Annotated in this window: 9 protein-coding genes and 1 rRNA gene; 4 read left to right on the forward strand and 6 right to left on the reverse strand. The window is 34.4% G+C overall.

Annotation, left to right across the window (positions count from 1 at the left end; genetic code table 11):
* Window positions 1–273 precede the first annotated feature (273 nt).
* The 5 genes from C1I91_RS10755 to C1I91_RS10775 all read right to left on the reverse strand — a co-directional run bounded on the left by C1I91_RS10755 (window position 274) and on the right by C1I91_RS10775 (window position 6510).
* Window positions 274–1500 carry an NAD(P)/FAD-dependent oxidoreductase gene (locus C1I91_RS10755; protein ID WP_128212890.1) on the reverse strand — a complete coding sequence of 409 codons (1227 nt, stop codon included), beginning with the start codon at window positions 1498–1500 and terminating at the stop codon, window positions 274–276.
* Window positions 1501–1504: 4 nt separating this feature from the next.
* Window positions 1505–1948 carry a 4Fe-4S dicluster domain-containing protein gene (locus C1I91_RS10760; protein ID WP_128212891.1) on the reverse strand — a complete coding sequence of 148 codons (444 nt, stop codon included), beginning with the start codon at window positions 1946–1948 and terminating at the stop codon, window positions 1505–1507.
* A 23-nt stretch (window positions 1949–1971) separates the two neighbouring features.
* On the reverse strand, window positions 1972–3858 hold the full coding sequence (gene cooS, locus C1I91_RS10765) for an anaerobic carbon-monoxide dehydrogenase catalytic subunit (RefSeq protein ID WP_128212892.1): 1887 nt from the start codon (window positions 3856–3858) through the stop codon (window positions 1972–1974).
* A 471-nt stretch (window positions 3859–4329) separates the two neighbouring features.
* Window positions 4330–4755, reverse strand: a complete 426-nt coding sequence (locus C1I91_RS10770; protein WP_128212893.1) for an RrF2 family transcriptional regulator — start codon at window positions 4753–4755, stop codon at window positions 4330–4332.
* Between the two features lie 534 nt (window positions 4756–5289).
* Window positions 5290–6510: an AGE family epimerase/isomerase gene (locus C1I91_RS10775; RefSeq protein ID WP_128212894.1), complete on the reverse strand. Its 1221-nt coding sequence runs from the start codon at window positions 6508–6510 to the stop codon at window positions 5290–5292.
* An 803-nt stretch (window positions 6511–7313) separates the two neighbouring features.
* Here C1I91_RS10775 and C1I91_RS10780 point away from each other — a divergent pair.
* Window positions 7314–9416, forward strand: a complete 2103-nt coding sequence (locus C1I91_RS10780; protein WP_128212895.1) for a sensor histidine kinase — start codon at window positions 7314–7316, stop codon at window positions 9414–9416.
* Between the two features lie 186 nt (window positions 9417–9602).
* Here C1I91_RS10780 and C1I91_RS10785 read toward each other — a convergent pair whose 3' ends face one another.
* Window positions 9603–11321, reverse strand: a complete 1719-nt coding sequence (locus C1I91_RS10785; protein WP_128212896.1) for a methyl-accepting chemotaxis protein — start codon at window positions 11319–11321, stop codon at window positions 9603–9605.
* A 703-nt stretch (window positions 11322–12024) separates the two neighbouring features.
* On the opposite strand from C1I91_RS10785, the gene C1I91_RS10790 reads away from it, so the two are divergent.
* From C1I91_RS10790 to C1I91_RS10800, 3 genes are all read left to right on the forward strand, one after another.
* Window positions 12025–12324 carry a hypothetical protein gene (locus tag C1I91_RS10790; protein ID WP_128212897.1) on the forward strand — a complete coding sequence of 100 codons (300 nt, stop codon included), beginning with the start codon at window positions 12025–12027 and terminating at the stop codon, window positions 12322–12324.
* 210 nt (window positions 12325–12534) lie between these two features.
* On the forward strand, window positions 12535–13710 hold the full coding sequence (locus C1I91_RS10795) for an AI-2E family transporter (protein WP_420808455.1): 1176 nt from the start codon (window positions 12535–12537) through the stop codon (window positions 13708–13710).
* Window positions 13711–15017: 1307 nt separating this feature from the next.
* Window positions 15018–16537 (forward strand): 16S ribosomal RNA (locus C1I91_RS10800).
* Window positions 16538–16954 lie beyond the last annotated feature (417 nt).

Raw genomic sequence — 16954 nt, forward strand, 5'->3', positions numbered from 1 at the left:
GTAATTGGTAAAACATAAATTTGCAATCAATGATATGTTGGTGAATGTACAAAGAAATAAGGAATATGTTCTTAATATAAATATAAAATAGAAAAAGCTGATAGTAAGTTTATATATTACTATCAGCTTTTATTTAAGTCTTAGTCTATGTCAAATAATATTTTTAAATTTAAGTGGATATGGTGAAAGCATGTTAATTGTTTATGAAATGTCATCAAAGCCTGGTATACTTGAACACTTAGTTTCAAAACTGCATTTTAACAAATACGAATTTTATATAGCATAAGTGTATTCACCATTTTCTTTAGTTCCATAAAAATCAGCGAAGTTTAAGTCAAATAAGTTCTTCTTAATGTGGGACACGTCTATCTTGTTTTTTATAAGATAGGTTAAGACTCCACAGTAGGATAGATCTCCCACAAGTAAAGCACCGTAGATTACACCATCTTTATGGATTATTTTCTTGTATACATTCTTGGTTTCTAAGGTATTTATGTCATAGCTGTCGTCAGGAGCGTTGGCTATTCCTATGGAGGCAGCTTGAAGACCTAGGAAGTTCATTGAGTTGAGGAAAGCAAAGTTATCCTTGCAGGAAATTTCCTTTCCAGCCATGTTTGAAGCAGCAGTCTTTCCTTGTCTTACAGCTACAGGCCAGATAGGGGATAATGCTGTAACATCTCCAGCTGCATAAATATCTTCAATATTTGTTCTACAGAATTCATCAATTAATATTCCTCTATCACAGTTGATATTAGAATTCTTTAAGAAGTCTATATTTGGTCTTACTCCAGCGGCTACAACAATAGTACTGCAGGGAATAAGCTCATTATCGTTTATTATTAATCCTGTTGCTTCTCCTTTTTCATTAAGTACTACTTCTTTTGCAGAGGAGCTAAGATGAAGGGTAACGTTATTATCCTTTAGTAGCTTTTCATATTTTACTGCTGCTTTTTTGTCTAACTGAAGAGGAAGTATTCTATCTGCCATTTCTACTAGATGAATATTTACCTTCTTTTCTATAAGACCAACTGCAGCATCTATACCAACTAGTCCAGCACCTATTATTACAACGTTATCTTGAGGCTTGCAGCTTTCTTTTATAGAGATAGCGTCTTCTATATTTCTCAAAGGATGCACGTTGGTAGCTTCTCTTAAATTCTTTATAGGAGGTATAGAAGCAGAAGCACCAGAAGCTATAAGTAACTTATCATAGCTAATAGTTTGTCCGTCACTTAATACAAGTGTCTTAGTAGCAGTATTAAGGTCTTTTACATCTAGGCCTTTAAGCCAGTTTACGTTGTTTTTTTCAAAAAAGTCCTTTTCCACAAAGGAAAGTCTATCTAGATTTCTTTCACCGCTTATTAGATGATGAAGCATGCATCTAGAATATACGTTTACATCTTTAGAGATAACAGTTATATCAGAAGTTAAATCTAAATTTCTTAAAGTTTTGGCAGCATTTATACCTGAAGCACTGGCACCTATTATTACATATTTCATAAGACTACACCTCCATACAAAGCTGAATAGCACCTGTAGGGCAGCTTTCAACACATCTTGGAACTTCACGGCCATTACATAAATCACATTTTAATATAACTCTAGAGTCATCAGCGGATTTAAGCACTCCGTAAGGGCAGGAAATAACACACATGTAGCAAGAAGCACATTGCTTTTCGTCATAGGATACAACTCCTGTAACTGGATCCTTTGTCATAGCGCCACTCATACAAGCATTGACACATTCTGGCTCATCGCAGTGTCTGCAAAAGATTGGAGTAGGTTTACCGTTTTCATCTAATACAATATGATTTCTGCTTCCATTCTTACTGTCATGAAGATTTAGGTCCATTACTGATTTACTAGTTTCATTGTGTTCAGCCATACATGCAAGGGTGCAATTTAAGCACCCTTCACATAAGGCCTTATCTATGATTATTCTTCTCATAGCATCGTCCTCCTAAAACTTTCTTAGGCTAAGCCTAGACCAGTTCTTCTATTAATAATTATTTCTTCAAGTCTATCAGCAGCTTTAACTACATCATCTTCAAGGATTAATTGACCACCAGTAATATCTTTTAAATCTTCAGTTAATAGCTTAGTAACAACTTCGCTTCCAGTGATGAATGGTGGGATTGCAAGGTGTAGAGGTAGTCCTAAAGCAAGTCCGAAAGCACCATCAGCTAAAGCTTGTTCTTCTAACCATTGTGGAGCAGAAAGCACTAATGGCAATTGTGGTATATCTATATTTAAGAATGCTGCAAGCTCTGAAGCAACAATTTCAAGTCTTCCTATAGCAAGACATGGTCCAAAGTTTAATACTGGAGGAATTCCAAGGGATTCACAAACCTCTCTTAAGTTATCTCCAGCAAGACTAGCAGCAGAAGGAGACATTAAGCCTACGTTTTCCAATCCTCCGCTTGAACATCCAGCAGAAAGTACTATGATATCTCTCTTGATAAGTTCCTTTGTAAGTTCTACTGTAAAGATATCGTGGCCTTTAGCTGTTAGATTTGAGCAGCCTACAACACCAGCTACCCCTTTGATCTTACCACTTGCTATTAAGTCAACTAGAGGCTTCCAAGTACCACCTAAGAATTCTCTTAAAGAAGTTTCACTTACACCAGTTATAACATCATCATGACCGTGATCTACAGGCAAGTTTATTCCAACATTCTTTCTTCTGCTTGAATAGCTCTTAACAGCTTCTTCAATTATGGTATCAGTTATCTTTTCTCTGTCTTCATAAGTATAGTTGATGTAATCAGCATTAGCTTTCTTAGCAACGTCATCAAGACAGATCATCTTTACTTCAAACTCTTCAGCAATTGGTTCGATTCCAGGAAGAGTACAGTTAAACTCTGAAAGTATTATATCAATGCTTCCTGTAGAGATTAAGGATTCACTAGTAAAGTTGTTTCCAGCATGTCCAGAGAATACATCCTTGTAGTGTTCACCTCTAAGCTGTAAGTCTTGACCTACGCAGGTACAGCCTACCAGCTTGAAGCCTTTAGCACCAGCAGCTTTAGCCTTTGAAACTATATCCTCGTCTAAAAGTCTGTCCTGTAAGTGAGCAATAACTGAGTGTTGATGACCAGTAACCATTATGTTTATATAGTCAGTATCAACAACCTTAAAGCCAACTTTTGCTTGACGTATAACAGGTTCACCTAACATAACGTCGTTTAATAAGTTAGTTAAAGTAAGACCGTATAGACCAGTTGATATTCCTAGGTTTAAGCAGTTCAACATCATATCTACAGGATCACTGCTTAGGTTAGTAGAGGACTTAACTACTGCGTCAAAAACCTCTGACTTAGCTCCGCCAGGAAGAATATTAAGCTCCTGCCATTTTTTAAATCTAGGACCGTAAGCCATTTTCTCAGTTAGGTCCATCTTTTCATATCTTGGTTTGTATAGATCTTTTAATACAGCATCAGCTATAAGTATTGCTTTCTTGTGCATATCTGATTCTTCTATGTTAAATATCTCAGCAAGGTGATTTAGGGCATTTACACCTTTAATCTTATCTTTGTTTTCTCCAGTTTTCTTTAAGTTTAATGCTGTAGTTTCAACTACATGCAAATAACAGCCGGCACCTGCTGCAACTGTTCTTAAGAAGTTACGAGCTACTATAGTATCAGCGGTAGCGCCACATACTCCACGAGGAGCCTTAGGTGTAATACGACATGGGCCATTTGCACATAGACGGCAGCAAACACCTTGTTTACCAAAGCCGCACTTTACGCTTTGATCCTTAACTCTGTGATGAGAGGTTTCTACCTCAGTATTTGCGATAAAGTTTTCAAGCACCTTATCAGCACTGCTACAAATTGTACAATTTCCACAACTAGACATTAATAATACCTCCTCAATGTTAACCAAAATGGTATACTTTTAATTTATAATATATGATGTAGCACTTCTTATTGAAAATGACTTTTTCAAATCCTCTTTTTTGTGAATAGTAAGAGGTGGGCAATGAAGTGGTACATCTTATTTACTGTTTTGAAAATATAAGATTTTTAGCTAGCTAAACCTTGTAATTTCTGAGGATTGTGTTAGCTTTTTCATATAATTTGAAAATAAAATTTATTGGCCTGTCCGATTTACATCATAGTACTTTGGGAAAGGCAGATACTTATAAAAACATACTGAAGAAAGTAGCCTCAGTAGAATTTTATCTAAAAAATACAAAGTTTATGGCTCTAAAACTACCGATTCCTTAGAGTTTAAAATAGTCGTATAGCTTACATAGCAAAAAGCTATTTCCTTGCCAGCTGCAAATTAAAAAAGTCAAAAAGGCTAATAATTTGCTGTGTTTACTTTTTAAACTGGGAGTTTATAGGTCCCATCCTTTAAGGCTTTAAAATTAATATCTGACAACTGTTTTATAAGACTTGTCTGTATTTCACCAAGGGCTCTATGAATCTCGCACCTATTACCTTTCTGGGCATTGCAATAGGCTGGATCAATGATACAGCGGTTTACATATATAGGTCCATCAATTGCTTCGATAACATCCTTTAGAGTTATTTCTTCAGGAAGTTTGTTTAGAGAATAACCGCCAGCTACACCTCTGTAGGATCTTATAATTCCTTTGGCTATAAGCTTTCTTAGAAGCTTTAATAAAAATCTTAAGGGAAGTCCCTCATGCTCAGCGATAACTGCAGCATTTATTTTTGCACCATTCTCTAGTTTTGATAAATATAATACAACACGTAATCCATAATCTGCTTCTTGTGTTATTTTCATCTTGCATCTCCTAATGTATACTGACTTGGTACAGTATTAATATATTCCTACTGGATTAATTTGTCAAGATTTTATCAAAAAAATTTTTCTAAAACTTTTTTGTTGTTTTAGAAGGCTTGGCAGGTGGAATAATAAATAATAAGATGTGTTTTAACCCAAGCAATATAACTATAGACATACTACTTCGTCTTATAATTTATTAAATTAAAATAAAGTTTAGTATCAAAATTTATTTTAATAAAATTTTGAAGAGTTATTGAAAGCTTTATCCTGAGTTTAAATATTGAAGCGGTACATGTTTATGATCTTTATAAAAAACTCACTGAAGAAACTAGCTTCAGTGAGTTTAAATTATTAGCCATAGAATATGATATGTTTATATTAATTATGTGCATGAGCTATAGGTAAACTACTTCGTGTTAAAGTTTACCAAAATAAAACTTCGTAGATTGATGAAAAGCTTTATTCTGAGTTTAAGCATCATTGGATTGAACATTTTTAATTTCAAATGGGGATTTTAACAAAGTCTTTTATTTATTCTTCTTCAATAGACCTAAGAGCTTTGATAGCTTCATAGCAGGCCGCAATAGGGTGGTAGTCTCTTGTTGGAGTGATATTTTTCAAATCTTTATACTTCTCATTCTTTCTACTGAGCTTTTCGTACCAACAGCCATGGGTACTATCTATAAAAAAGGTCTGACAATAGGTGAAGATATAGGTGTAGACGTTCCAGTAATAGGCTTCCTTGCTGTCGGCTGCTAAAAGTGCAGAGGCACCAAGGGTTTCTGCCATCACATAGTAATATTTATCTGAATCTATAACAGAATTGTTTCTAGCTAAAGAATAAAAGAGTCCGCCATATTCGTTGTCTACAGCTTTTGACATCGAGGTGTTATATAGATACTCAGCTTTTTGGCCCATCCATTCTTGTGGAAAATTTCGTTTCAGCATCAATAGAAGTTTGCTCCACTGAATAGAGTGCCCTGGTATAAAGCCTTCAGGATGAAGAAAAATTTTATTTTCATCCAGCTCTTTATAGTCCCAATTTATGTTCCAATTTTCATCATAGTGTTCCCAGATAAGTCCGCCAGACTTTGGTGTTAGTTTTGAGGTAACCGCTCTACATAGTTCGAAGGATTTTTTAAGAAATTTTTTATCCGAGGTTGCTTCATAAGCGGCTATCATAGCTTCGCATATTTGCATATTAGAACTTTGCCCTCTATATTTAGAAAGCTTTGAGAAGTCGTCACTGGCTTCATCAGCGTATAATTCGTATTGTTCCTCCCAAAACTTTTCTTCTAGTAGTTCATAAACATATTCAATTATATCTTTAGCCCAGAGTATGCCAGCTTCATAGGCTTTAGAGGCAGCGAGAAGTACAAAGCCCTGTCCGTAAGCATATTTGGTGGAGTCACAAGGATTTTGTGCTTTTAGTTTCCAAAAGTAACCACCATTCTTTTTATCTAGATGAAATTCTTGCAAAAACTTCAAGCCATGTTCTGCAGCTTTAGTACACCAGGAGGACTTAGGATCTAAAATTGCACCTATGCTAAAGATGTAGATAAATTTAGAGGTTTCAATAAGATGTTTATTCTCCAAGTCGCCAATAGTTCCGTCATCAAGAAAATAATTAAAATAGCCTCCATTTTCGTAATCCATACACCTAGGATAATAGTATTTTAGTATCTGGTATATGTGATCTTGTAACCAATGAATATTTTGAAAATCGGAGCTATGCATAGACTCATTGACCATTTTTTCACCACCTTAACAATTAAAATATATTCTCTTGAAAATCCATATATTCATTATTGGAGCAATACTTTCTGATTTTCGAAAGTTAGTATTTAAACTTGTCCTAAAGAAGCTCAAATTGTAATTTAAATTATATATGGAATTATCAATTTATAAGAAAGTTTATGGTTTAAAGTTACGTGTGGGACTCGTAATTAATAGGTTTTGTAAAACTTCAGTTTTAAGTATGCCTAAGACTTCTAGCTGTGAAGAATATATTGGGTTCCATTACGAAGAATTAAGTTATGTATGTTTGAGAATCGCGGGCTCTGGGGATTTGTGATGCATGCATAAATTAATAGTTGAAGTTGGTTCCACATATATCAAATACAAAGTGTAACAAGAGAAAAATTTAATACTTACTTATATAAATTAAGCTATAACTGGATTGTAATATAGAATAGGTATGGAAGATTTATACAGGCTGAATTTCATAATAATAAAATAAACAAGATTATAATTAAATAATGAAAATTTAGTAACATTATGGTATAATTTCCATATAAATGTCTTTGAGTATAGAAACATTAGTCTTTGAGTAAAATGCATAATAATTTAGGGGGAATGAATAATAAGTACTTTTATATAAACATGCTTTAAGGCGTGATTGTATGCTCTATTTATAGATATATCAGTCCAAAATAAAACATATAAGTAGATGTAAAATTCTTCGCAGTAGTAAATGAAATTATAAATTTAGCTTTATATCATAGAAACTATATATCTATATAAAAATTAAAGGTTTATAAATGTAGGTGATAAAAATGAATAATAACGTAGGTGACACTGATGAAGAAAACTCTAAAAATATTATATTTAGAGAAGCGATTAAATACTTATTATTAGTCATTTTAGCAATAATAGTCCTTAGCCCAATAGCCAAAATTGATAATATGTTTTTTCATACAATGATCATGACACTAGGTATAGTGGTATGCTTTTGTATACTACTTTTTGCAATGGCTACTTATGAGATTGCAAAGGATGATTTTTTTATGGTTCTAGGTGTTGGCTATGGAGTTGTGGGAATATTAGATATGCTGCATCTATCAGCACATCTAAATATTGGTGTTTTTGGGCTTAATCCATCCAATCTAGCTGAAATCCTTTGGATTGTATCAAGGTATTTTGGTGGGGCAACTGTATTAATTGCTAGTATATTGCTCTATAAAGGTATTAAAGATGCAAATATAAAGCTTATAATATTTATTTATAGTGGAGTTTTGGTATTAAGCCTAATTGAAATCTATGGATTAAGGAGATTTCCTGTTTGCTATATAGATGGAACAGGTTATACCTTGTTTGGAAAAATAAGCAGATATGTTGTAATTCTTATATATTTTATAAGTCTTGTAGTAATACATAAATCTAAAAACTATTCTAACAAGAAACTAGTTACATTTATAGAGGCATATATAATATTAAGAATAATTAATGAAATATTATTTACCTTATATATTGATCCTAACAGCATAGAGCACATAACAGCCTTTATACTTAGAGTATTAGCTTTTTATATGCTTTATAAGGCTGTGTTAAAGGTAGGCTTAAGAGAACCTTATCGTAAGGTCTGTTCAGCTCTAGTACAAGCTAACAATGAATTAGAGCTAGAAAATAACCAAAAGAAGTTTTTTGAAGAAGCCATGATAAAAAGTGATGAATGTTATAAGCTTTTAATTGAGGACTCTAACGATGCTATTTTAATAGCAAATGAGAAGAAGCATCTTTTTGCTAACTACACTGCCGCCAAGCTATTTGGGCTTAATAATGCAGAAGAGCTAGTTGGAATGGAAATTGAAAGTTTTCTTCCCAAAGAAGATATTGCCCATGCAAGAAGAGAAGTTATAAAAGTGTTAGAAAGTAAAAAGGGAGGAGAACATAAGAACATTAAGATAGTAACAGCTCAAGGCAATTATGTAGATGTACAGATTAAAAGTGCCTATATTATCTTTCAGGCAGAGCCTTGTATAATGTTTGTTTTTAGGGATCTGAGCACAGAAAAAAGATTTGAAAAGTTATCCTCGGACATGGAGGAAAAAGGTAGAAAGCTTGAAGAGACCTTGGAATTAAATAGACTTATAACGGAACATTTTGCTAATGTATCTCATGAACTTAGGACACCTTTAAATGTAATATTAGGAGCAACCCAAATACTGGATTTTTATAGAACTGAAGCTTCAGTGGTAGATTGCAAAAAAAAGGTAGAGAGTTACCATAAAAGTATAAAACAAAATTGTTATAGACTTTTAAGATTAGTCAACAATTTGATAGATTTATCAAAGATTGACTCAGGATTCTTTGAGTTGAATAAAAGTAATGGGGATATAGTAAAGGTTGTGGAGGATGTAACATTATCCATTGTTAGTTATTGTGAAAATAAGGGCGTAAATATAATCTTCGATACAGATATAGAAGAAAAATATATGGCTTTTGACAACGATAAGATTGAAAGAATAATGCTTAATTTACTATCTAACTCCATAAAGTTTACAAAAGAAGGCGATGATATATTGGTATTTCTTGAAGATAGAGATGAATATGTAGATATAATAGTTAAGGATACAGGAGCAGGTATACCAAGTGATAAGCTTGATATTATATTTGAAAGATATAGACAGGCCGAGGGTCCTTTATGCAAAGAAAATCAAGGTACAGGTATAGGATTATCTTTAGTCAAATCACTTGTAGAGCTTCATGGAGGAAGTATTGCAGTGAGCAGTAAATTTGGAGAAGGAACAGAGTTTAGAATTACACTTCCTGCATTTCTTAGTGAGGGAGAAATCAATAAACCAGTTACCTATGATAATCAGTCTAATGTTGAAAGAATTAGTATTGAGTTTTCGGATATATACTCCACAATTAATTAAGCTTAGATAAATAATTAATAAGATTCTACAAAAGCATTTTATCACTGGTTACTTTTTAAGTAGAGTTAATAAAGTATGCTAGAATATAAAAAAACACTCATATGGGGGAAGTTAATTTCCCTATATGAGTGTTTTTTACTTTTTCATAGGCATAAAAATAAGCTATGACACCTATCTTAACACAGGCTATTTAAGTTTAAATTGTTTAATAAGATTGTCAAGTTTTAAAGCACTTTCGGCATTACTATCTGAGGACGCCATAATTGAGTCATTTTTGCCGCTTACATCTACAATATTTGAAGCTATATCTGTAGATGATTTTGCCACTTCTGATACTGATATTGATACGTCATCCATACTTCTTGAAATCTGCTCCATAGAATTGGAAATGCTTCTTGAAGTCTCTGACAATCTTTCGATTATATCTTTAACAGTATCTCCATCTTTCTTATACTCATTACTTATTAAAATTAGGTTTTCATAATCCTTTAAAACATCTTTTTCTATAAAGGTTAGAATTGATTGAGAAGAATTTGAAAGCTTACCTACGGAGTTTAATACAGCATTAACCTTGTTTTGAATCTCTGAAACCGCAACGGAAGATTGCTCAGCTAGTCTTCTAACCTCATCTGCTACTACTGCAAAGCCTTTTCCAGCTTCTCCAGCTCTAGCTGATTCTATTGCTGCATTTAAAGCAAGTAAGTTAGTCTGCTTAGCTATAGCGTCAATACTATTTGCCATTTCAGATATTTCATTGACAACAGTTACCTCATTTAGAGCATTTTCTAGATTAAGTTTTGTTTCCTTATATATGTTTTCTGCAGTATTCCTTGAGTTTATGGAGTCTTTATTGATGGATATAGCCTTTTTCTGTATGGACATAGCAATATTTAAGCCTTCCTCAGCTTTTCTTGAAGAGTCCGAAACCTCATCCTTAAAATTAGAAGTCATAGAAGATACTTCTTGAACAGCAGCTGCGGATTCTTCCATTCCAGCGGATATTTCTTCTGTTGCCGCAGATATTTGCTGGATTTGTGAACTTACCTCTAGGAATAAATTATTACTGACTTCACTGCTATGGAGAATGCTATCGCTTTCGTTCTTTATCAATACCATACTGGAGTTAAGTTTTTCTACTGCATCATTAAGGGCTTCAATAGTATTACCTATTTCATCCTTAGCTGCAGCCTCCATATGAAGATTTAAGTCTCCTTCAGCAAGTTTTTTAGACGCATCCATAACTTCTTTAACTTGTATCACTATGCTTCTTCTTATCATAACAGTCGATAGTATACCGATTACAATACTTATAATTAATAGTGTGATCATCTGATTAGTTGAAGAAACTGCTGTTTGTCTTGCCTTTTCCGCATCTATTTGAACTAATTCATTTTGAAAGTCTATCATTGTTTGTATGGAAGTTACAAGTTCATTTTGAGGCTTATCTATAGTATTTATTAGTGCTTCTAGCTGATCTGTTGTAAGTGCTCCAGTCATTCCAAGCTTAGTTGCCGCATCAAAGGCAGCCAATGCTGGTTCTGCTTTAGTTTCGATATCTTTAAACAAAGCCTTACCTTTTTCTAAATATAGCAGTGACTCTAAACTTTTTGAATTCTTGTAGAATAATTCTTTATTTTCATCAACTATTTTTTTCTGCTCTGTCATATAGCTGTCACTTGCGCTTATAGATAGATTTCTTATACTTATAGCCATTTTATTGATGTTACCTCTTATCTGATAAGATAAGGTTACCTTCTTGTTTTCTACATTGGCTAATGTGTTTACAGTCTTAGTTATGCTGTTTAGCCTGACTATAGCTAGAGCTGAAGATAATACTGAAAGCAGGATAATTAAAGAAAAACCTAGTATCAACTTGTTAGATAATTTAACTTTGTTAAAGCCCATATAAAACTCTCCTTTGTCTTATGTTAGATGTATACATAACTTTCGGAGGCTTTTGATTCTTTCTTTACTAGAATATTAAGACAATTCAGAATTGTGGAGAGCTGATTGGAATAATGAGTGTTATATGTTATTATTTGTAATAGGGCGCTTGATAAATTATGTACTCTTTCAGTTGGACAATCCATTTTGAAAGTTTAGATAGAAATAAGTTTTTATATAGCTTACATATCATAGAGAAAGTTACAATGGCATATTAATTATTAAAGATGTACAACTTCAACATTATTAATCTATTCTCAAAATTCACCGTGCTTCAGAGATGGCAATTTAGAAACGTAAATTTTAAATTAAGAGATACATATATATACCAGGTTCTATTATGAAAACTTAAGTTATGAATGTTGGAAAATCGCTGGTTTTTGTGGCTTTTTGGATATGTATAAATTAGTAGTTGAAGTTTGATACCTATAGGGAACCTTTATTAAAACTTAATTTATACTTGTTATAAAATCCTGACTTATGGCAATTAGATAATCCCGGCTTCTGGGGATCATCATGCACATATAAATTAATGGTAGAGTTAGGAGCTATATAGCACCAGCCAATGGCTGTGATAACTAAGCTAAAATATATAAAATAATACAAAATAAGAAGGGGGGATTTTAATGGGGAAATATTTTAGCTTCTCCATTAAAAGTAATCGATGAAGAAGAGAAAAATATTAATAATTGGATTAATGGTTGTAGGGGCACTGGCTTTATTAACAGGATGCATTCCAGGGGATGGAAGCCATACAGTAGCAAAGCCAGCAGGCTTCTTTTCAGGGATTTGGCATGGCTGGATAGCGCCAATATCTCTTGTTGGAGGATTATTTAATAAGCATCTGAGGGTATACGAGGTGAATAACACAGGATGGTTTTATGATTTAGGTTTTTATGCTGCTGTAATCAGTGGATTTGGTGGAATATCACTATTTAGAAATAAGAAATCAAAGAATGATTAAGATACATTTTTTATTTAGTTATAATTAAGTAAGAAATTAGCAGAGAAGCTGTTCATTGGAGTTATTATTAAATATTTTAGCTTTACCGCACTTCAATCATTTATTATAATGTAAAGTAATTATATGTAAAAAGTCGTTATATAGATGTACCACTTCAATCCAAAATATAAGTTTTAGCATGAAGTGGTACATCAATAATAGGAAGGTTAGGTGCGGATGAAATTAGATAAAAAGTTATTACAATACTCTTTATATGTTGCTGCAACAGTAATAGTGATTTATATAGCAATTGCTATACTAAACAACATAATGAATATTTATATGATGGTCACTGGTACCCTTAGTAAGACCTTTGTACTAATTAAGCCATTATTAATAGCTCTGGTTATTGCGTATTTATTAAAACCAGGGGTTACTTTTATTGAAAAGTTCCTGGAAAAGAGAAATATATTCAAAAAGGCTGCTCCAAGAAGAACCATAGGCATAATCATAGTATATGCTGCAGTTATTGGAGTATTTGTGGCAATAATGGTTGGAATATATATAATGGTAGGAGGCAAGCTTTCTAACAATACTACTATAGCTAATATAGCGTCCTATCTTAGTGAGTATTTGAATAGCTCAACTTTGTCTGTAGGATACATAAGTGAAAAGTTACAAAGCCTTAATATATCAATACCTAATGATTTGAATGAGAAGATTGCTCAAATAATTAGTTCTGTGCAAACTTATATAGTAGCAAGCATAGGGGGAATATCTAACTTCATAATTTCTATGGGTGGTAATATAGCATCATTTTTTATAGCATTAGTGCTAAGTATTTATCTAGTTCAAGATTCGGAGTATTTTTTAGATATTTGGAACAAGATATTTAATCTTATTTTTGGGAAAAGTAAAGCTGGAATAAAGTTAAGAGAGATCTTCGCAATCTTAAATGATACCTTCAACAAATATATAAGGGGCCAACTTTTAGAAGCAGCTATGGTAGGTATTTTATCAGCTATAGTCCTTGCAATACTAGGTATAGACTATGCTTTTGTAATAGGAATAATCGCTGGTTTATGCAATATGATCCCTTATGTAGGACCTCTTGTTGGAACTATCTTAGCTATAATTATGGCTCTTCTTAGTGGCCAACCAATCACAGCACTTTGGGCAACTATTGGTATGCTCGGAGTACAGCAAGTGGACAACAACTTCCTTGCACCTAAGATTGTTGGTGACAGTGTAGGACTACATCCAGTGTTTACAATGCTTGCTATTTTAATCGGTGGAAAAGTAGGTGGTCTAATAGGAATGCTTATAGCAGTGCCTCTGGCTGCATCTATAAAAGTTGTTTTTGGGAAATGGTACAATGATCACATGGCAAAAGCAAATGTAGGATAATTCTAGATGCTTAATAAAACATCAATAGATAATAATTCTGCTATTAATGCTATCTGTTCAGAGAAATTCTATTTTAAAAACAGGATAGTTTTATTAACTATTAATAGTATAATTTTAATATCAAGCTAGATTTTATTTATAGCTTATATATTTATGATATAGGTATTCAACTTCAACTATTAATTTATATATGCCCGATAATCCCAAGAAGCCGGTATTACCGAACATATATAAATTAAGTTTTCGTAAAGGATATCTATAGCTAAGGTTTATACTTTAACAATTATATAGAGTTTCACCAAGTATCTCAAAAATAAGTATAATAGTATGATCTATGTTTTCTAATTAAAAGGTATATTCAAGAACATATAACACAGCAATAACAAGGACTCGATATGATAAAGGTCATATTGAGTCTTTGTTATTATGTGCTTTAGTGTTTAAAGAAAACCACCTACTAAGCGGGTGGTGGGCGGTCGGTTATACCGTTAAAAAGCTATGAGCAATATCAAAAAAATGTTGCTTTTCAAAATTTGTAATACCAGTAAACTAATACTGATAATACAAAAGTAAGAATAACGTAAGTTTTGAAGGTTAAGGCTATAATTTTGATGAAGGGCAAAGCGACTAACTAAAAAATATATGAACAGTTTTAATTAAAAAATGCTTTTATATATTTTTTAGGATTGTTAAAGTATTTTAGATTAGGTGGCTAATCAACCTATGCTTTAAGGAGCTTAGGTTAATGGCTGGCTAATATAGCAGTTCCTGCACATTGGCCTTATTTTAAAACTGAGATTAAATATAACCTAATACTAGTATCCAATTAGAACTGCTATATCTTGTAACCTACATAAGCAGGCTTGAGGATAAGAGATAAAGCTAAAGATATGCTTATTAGCTGAATAAATCCATCTTATGTATACAGTACCAGGCGTATCAATTGGTGAAAAATGTCGAAAAACTGAGATATATTTAATTATGGACAAGTAGTTAGCTCTTAGGACCTATTATATTTATATTAAAGAATAGCTATATGATATTATTAGTCATGTCGTTGGAACAGAAAGCGACAAAACACAGAAATTTAAGTTTAGATTTTTTAATTAAATTAAAAAATAAATTTGAAAAGTATGTTGACAAAGAAATCTTACGGTGGTAAGATAAATGAGCTGTCAGAAATGCAGCATAACAAACTTGGTCTTTGAAAATTAAACAGAGTAAAATAAACAAAGTCTAAAACTAGACTTAAACCAGCAATTCTTTTGAAAAAAGACTTACTAAGTAAGTAAGCTATGATTAAACTTTAAATTGAGAGTTTGATCCTGGCTCAGGACGAACGCTGGCGGCGTGCCTAACACATGCAAGTCGAGCGGAGAAAGTTCTTTGGAACTTTCTTAGCGGCGGACGGGTGAGTAACACGTGGGTAACCTGCCTTATAGAGGGGGATAGCCTTCCGAAAGGAAGATTAATACCGCATAACATTTTCGTTTCGCATGAAATGAAAATCAAAGGAAGCAATCCGCTATAAGATGGACCCGCGGCGCATTAGCTAGTTGGTGAGGTAATGGCTCACCAAGGCGACGATGCGTAGCCGACCTGAGAGGGTGATCGGCCACATTGGAACTGAGATACGGTCCAGACTCCTACGGGAGGCAGCAGTGGGGAATATTGCACAATGGGGAAACCCTGATGCGGCAACGCCGCGTGAGTGATGAAGGCCTTCGGGTTGTAAAGCTCTGTCTTTGGGGACGATAATGACGGTACCCAAAGGAGGAAGCCACGGCTAACTACGTGCCAGCGACCGCGGTAATACGTAGGTGGCAAGCGTTGTCCGGATTTACTGGGCGTAAAGGGAGCGTAGGTGGATGTTTAAGTGGGATGTGAAATACACGGGCTTAACTTGGGTCTTTGCATTCCAAACTGGATATCTAGAGTGCAGGAGAGGAAAGTGGAATTCCTAGTGTAGCGGTGAAATGCGTAGAGATTAGGAAGAACACCAGTGGCGAAGGCGACTTTCTGGACTGTAACTGACACTGAGGCTCGAAAGCGTGGGGAGCAAACAGGATTAGATACCCTGGTAGTCCACGCCGTAAACGATGGATACTAGGTGTGGGGGTTTCAACACCTCCGTGCCGCCGTTAACACAATAAGTATCCCGCCTGGGGAGTACGGTCGCAAGATTAAAACTCAAAGGAATTGACGGGGGCCCGCACAAGCAGCGGAGCATGTGGTTTAATTCGAAGCAACGCGAAGAACCTTACCTAGACTTGACATCTCCTGAATTACCCTTAACCGGGGAAGTCGGTACCTTTGGTATCGACAGGAAGACAGGTGGTGCATGGTTGTCGTCAGCTCGTGTCGTGAGATGTTGGGTTAAGTCCCGCAACGAGCGCAACCCTTATTGTTAGTTGCTACCATTTAGTTGAGCACTCTAGCGAGACTGCCCGGGTTAACCGGGAGGAAGGTGGGGATGACGTCAAATCATCATGCCCCTTATGTCTAGGGCTACACACGTGCTACAATGGCAAGTACAAGAGACGCAAGACCGTGAGGTGGAGCAAATCTCAAAAACTTGTCCCAGTTCGGATTGTAGGCTGAAACTCGCCTACATGAAGCCGGAGTTGCTAGTAATCGCGAATCAGCATGTCGCGGTGAATACGTTCCCGGGCCTTGTACACACCGCCCGTCACACCATGAGAGTTGGCAATACCCGAAGTCTGTGAGCTAACCCGTAAGGGAGGCGTGACCGAAGGTAGGGTCAGCGATTGGGGTGAAGTCGTAACAAGGTAGCCGTAGGAGAACCTGCGGCTGGATCACCTCCTTTCTATGGAGAAATTATTAAGCACTGATGCATTTCAGACTTAATATACACGAATTCTGGTTGTTATTTACTCTGTTTAATTTTGAGATACCAAGTATCTCAGATTGTTCTTTGAAAATTGCACATAAGTTAAAGTAAAGATATTTACTAATTCTTTGTAATATAACTACTGACAAACAATGCACGCTAGTATTGAAGTCAGTAATGAATTTGCGAACTATTACTTCTTAAAACTAACCATTTTACTAAGTAGTTCTACTAGTTCAACGCATCTATGCAATGAATTATACCTAGTACAAACGCACTCAAGTGTGAACAGTACATCTATAAGTCATACGCAGAATTTGCGAAGCAAATTCGGAGTATTATTAGAACCAAGCAGAACAAGGAAGCAACCGAACGAGCAGCGGAGCTTGTTTC

This window comes from Clostridium manihotivorum (genome assembly GCF_004015185.1).
Taxonomy (GTDB): Bacteria; Bacillota; Clostridia; order Clostridiales; family Clostridiaceae; genus Clostridium_AR; species Clostridium_AR manihotivorum.

Bases quoted from the DNA above. Each gene is read 5' to 3' on its own strand.
- C1I91_RS10775 (WP_128212894.1), bottom strand. From the start codon at position 6,510: ATGGTCAATGAGTCTATGCATAGCTCCGATTTTCAAAATATTCATTGG.
- C1I91_RS10760 (WP_128212891.1), bottom strand. From the start codon at position 1,948: ATGAGAAGAATAATCATAGATAAGGCCTTATGTGAAGGGTGCTTAAAT.
- C1I91_RS10785 (WP_128212896.1), bottom strand. From the start codon at position 11,321: ATGGGCTTTAACAAAGTTAAATTATCTAACAAGTTGATACTAGGTTTT.
- C1I91_RS10790 (WP_128212897.1), top strand. From the start codon at position 12,025: ATGAAGAAGAGAAAAATATTAATAATTGGATTAATGGTTGTAGGGGCA.
- C1I91_RS10755 (WP_128212890.1), bottom strand. From the start codon at position 1,500: ATGAAATATGTAATAATAGGTGCCAGTGCTTCAGGTATAAATGCTGCC.
- cooS (WP_128212892.1), bottom strand. From the start codon at position 3,858: ATGTCTAGTTGTGGAAATTGTACAATTTGTAGCAGTGCTGATAAGGTG.
- C1I91_RS10780 (WP_128212895.1), top strand. From the start codon at position 7,314: ATGAATAATAACGTAGGTGACACTGATGAAGAAAACTCTAAAAATATT.
- C1I91_RS10770 (WP_128212893.1), bottom strand. From the start codon at position 4,755: ATGAAAATAACACAAGAAGCAGATTATGGATTACGTGTTGTATTATAT.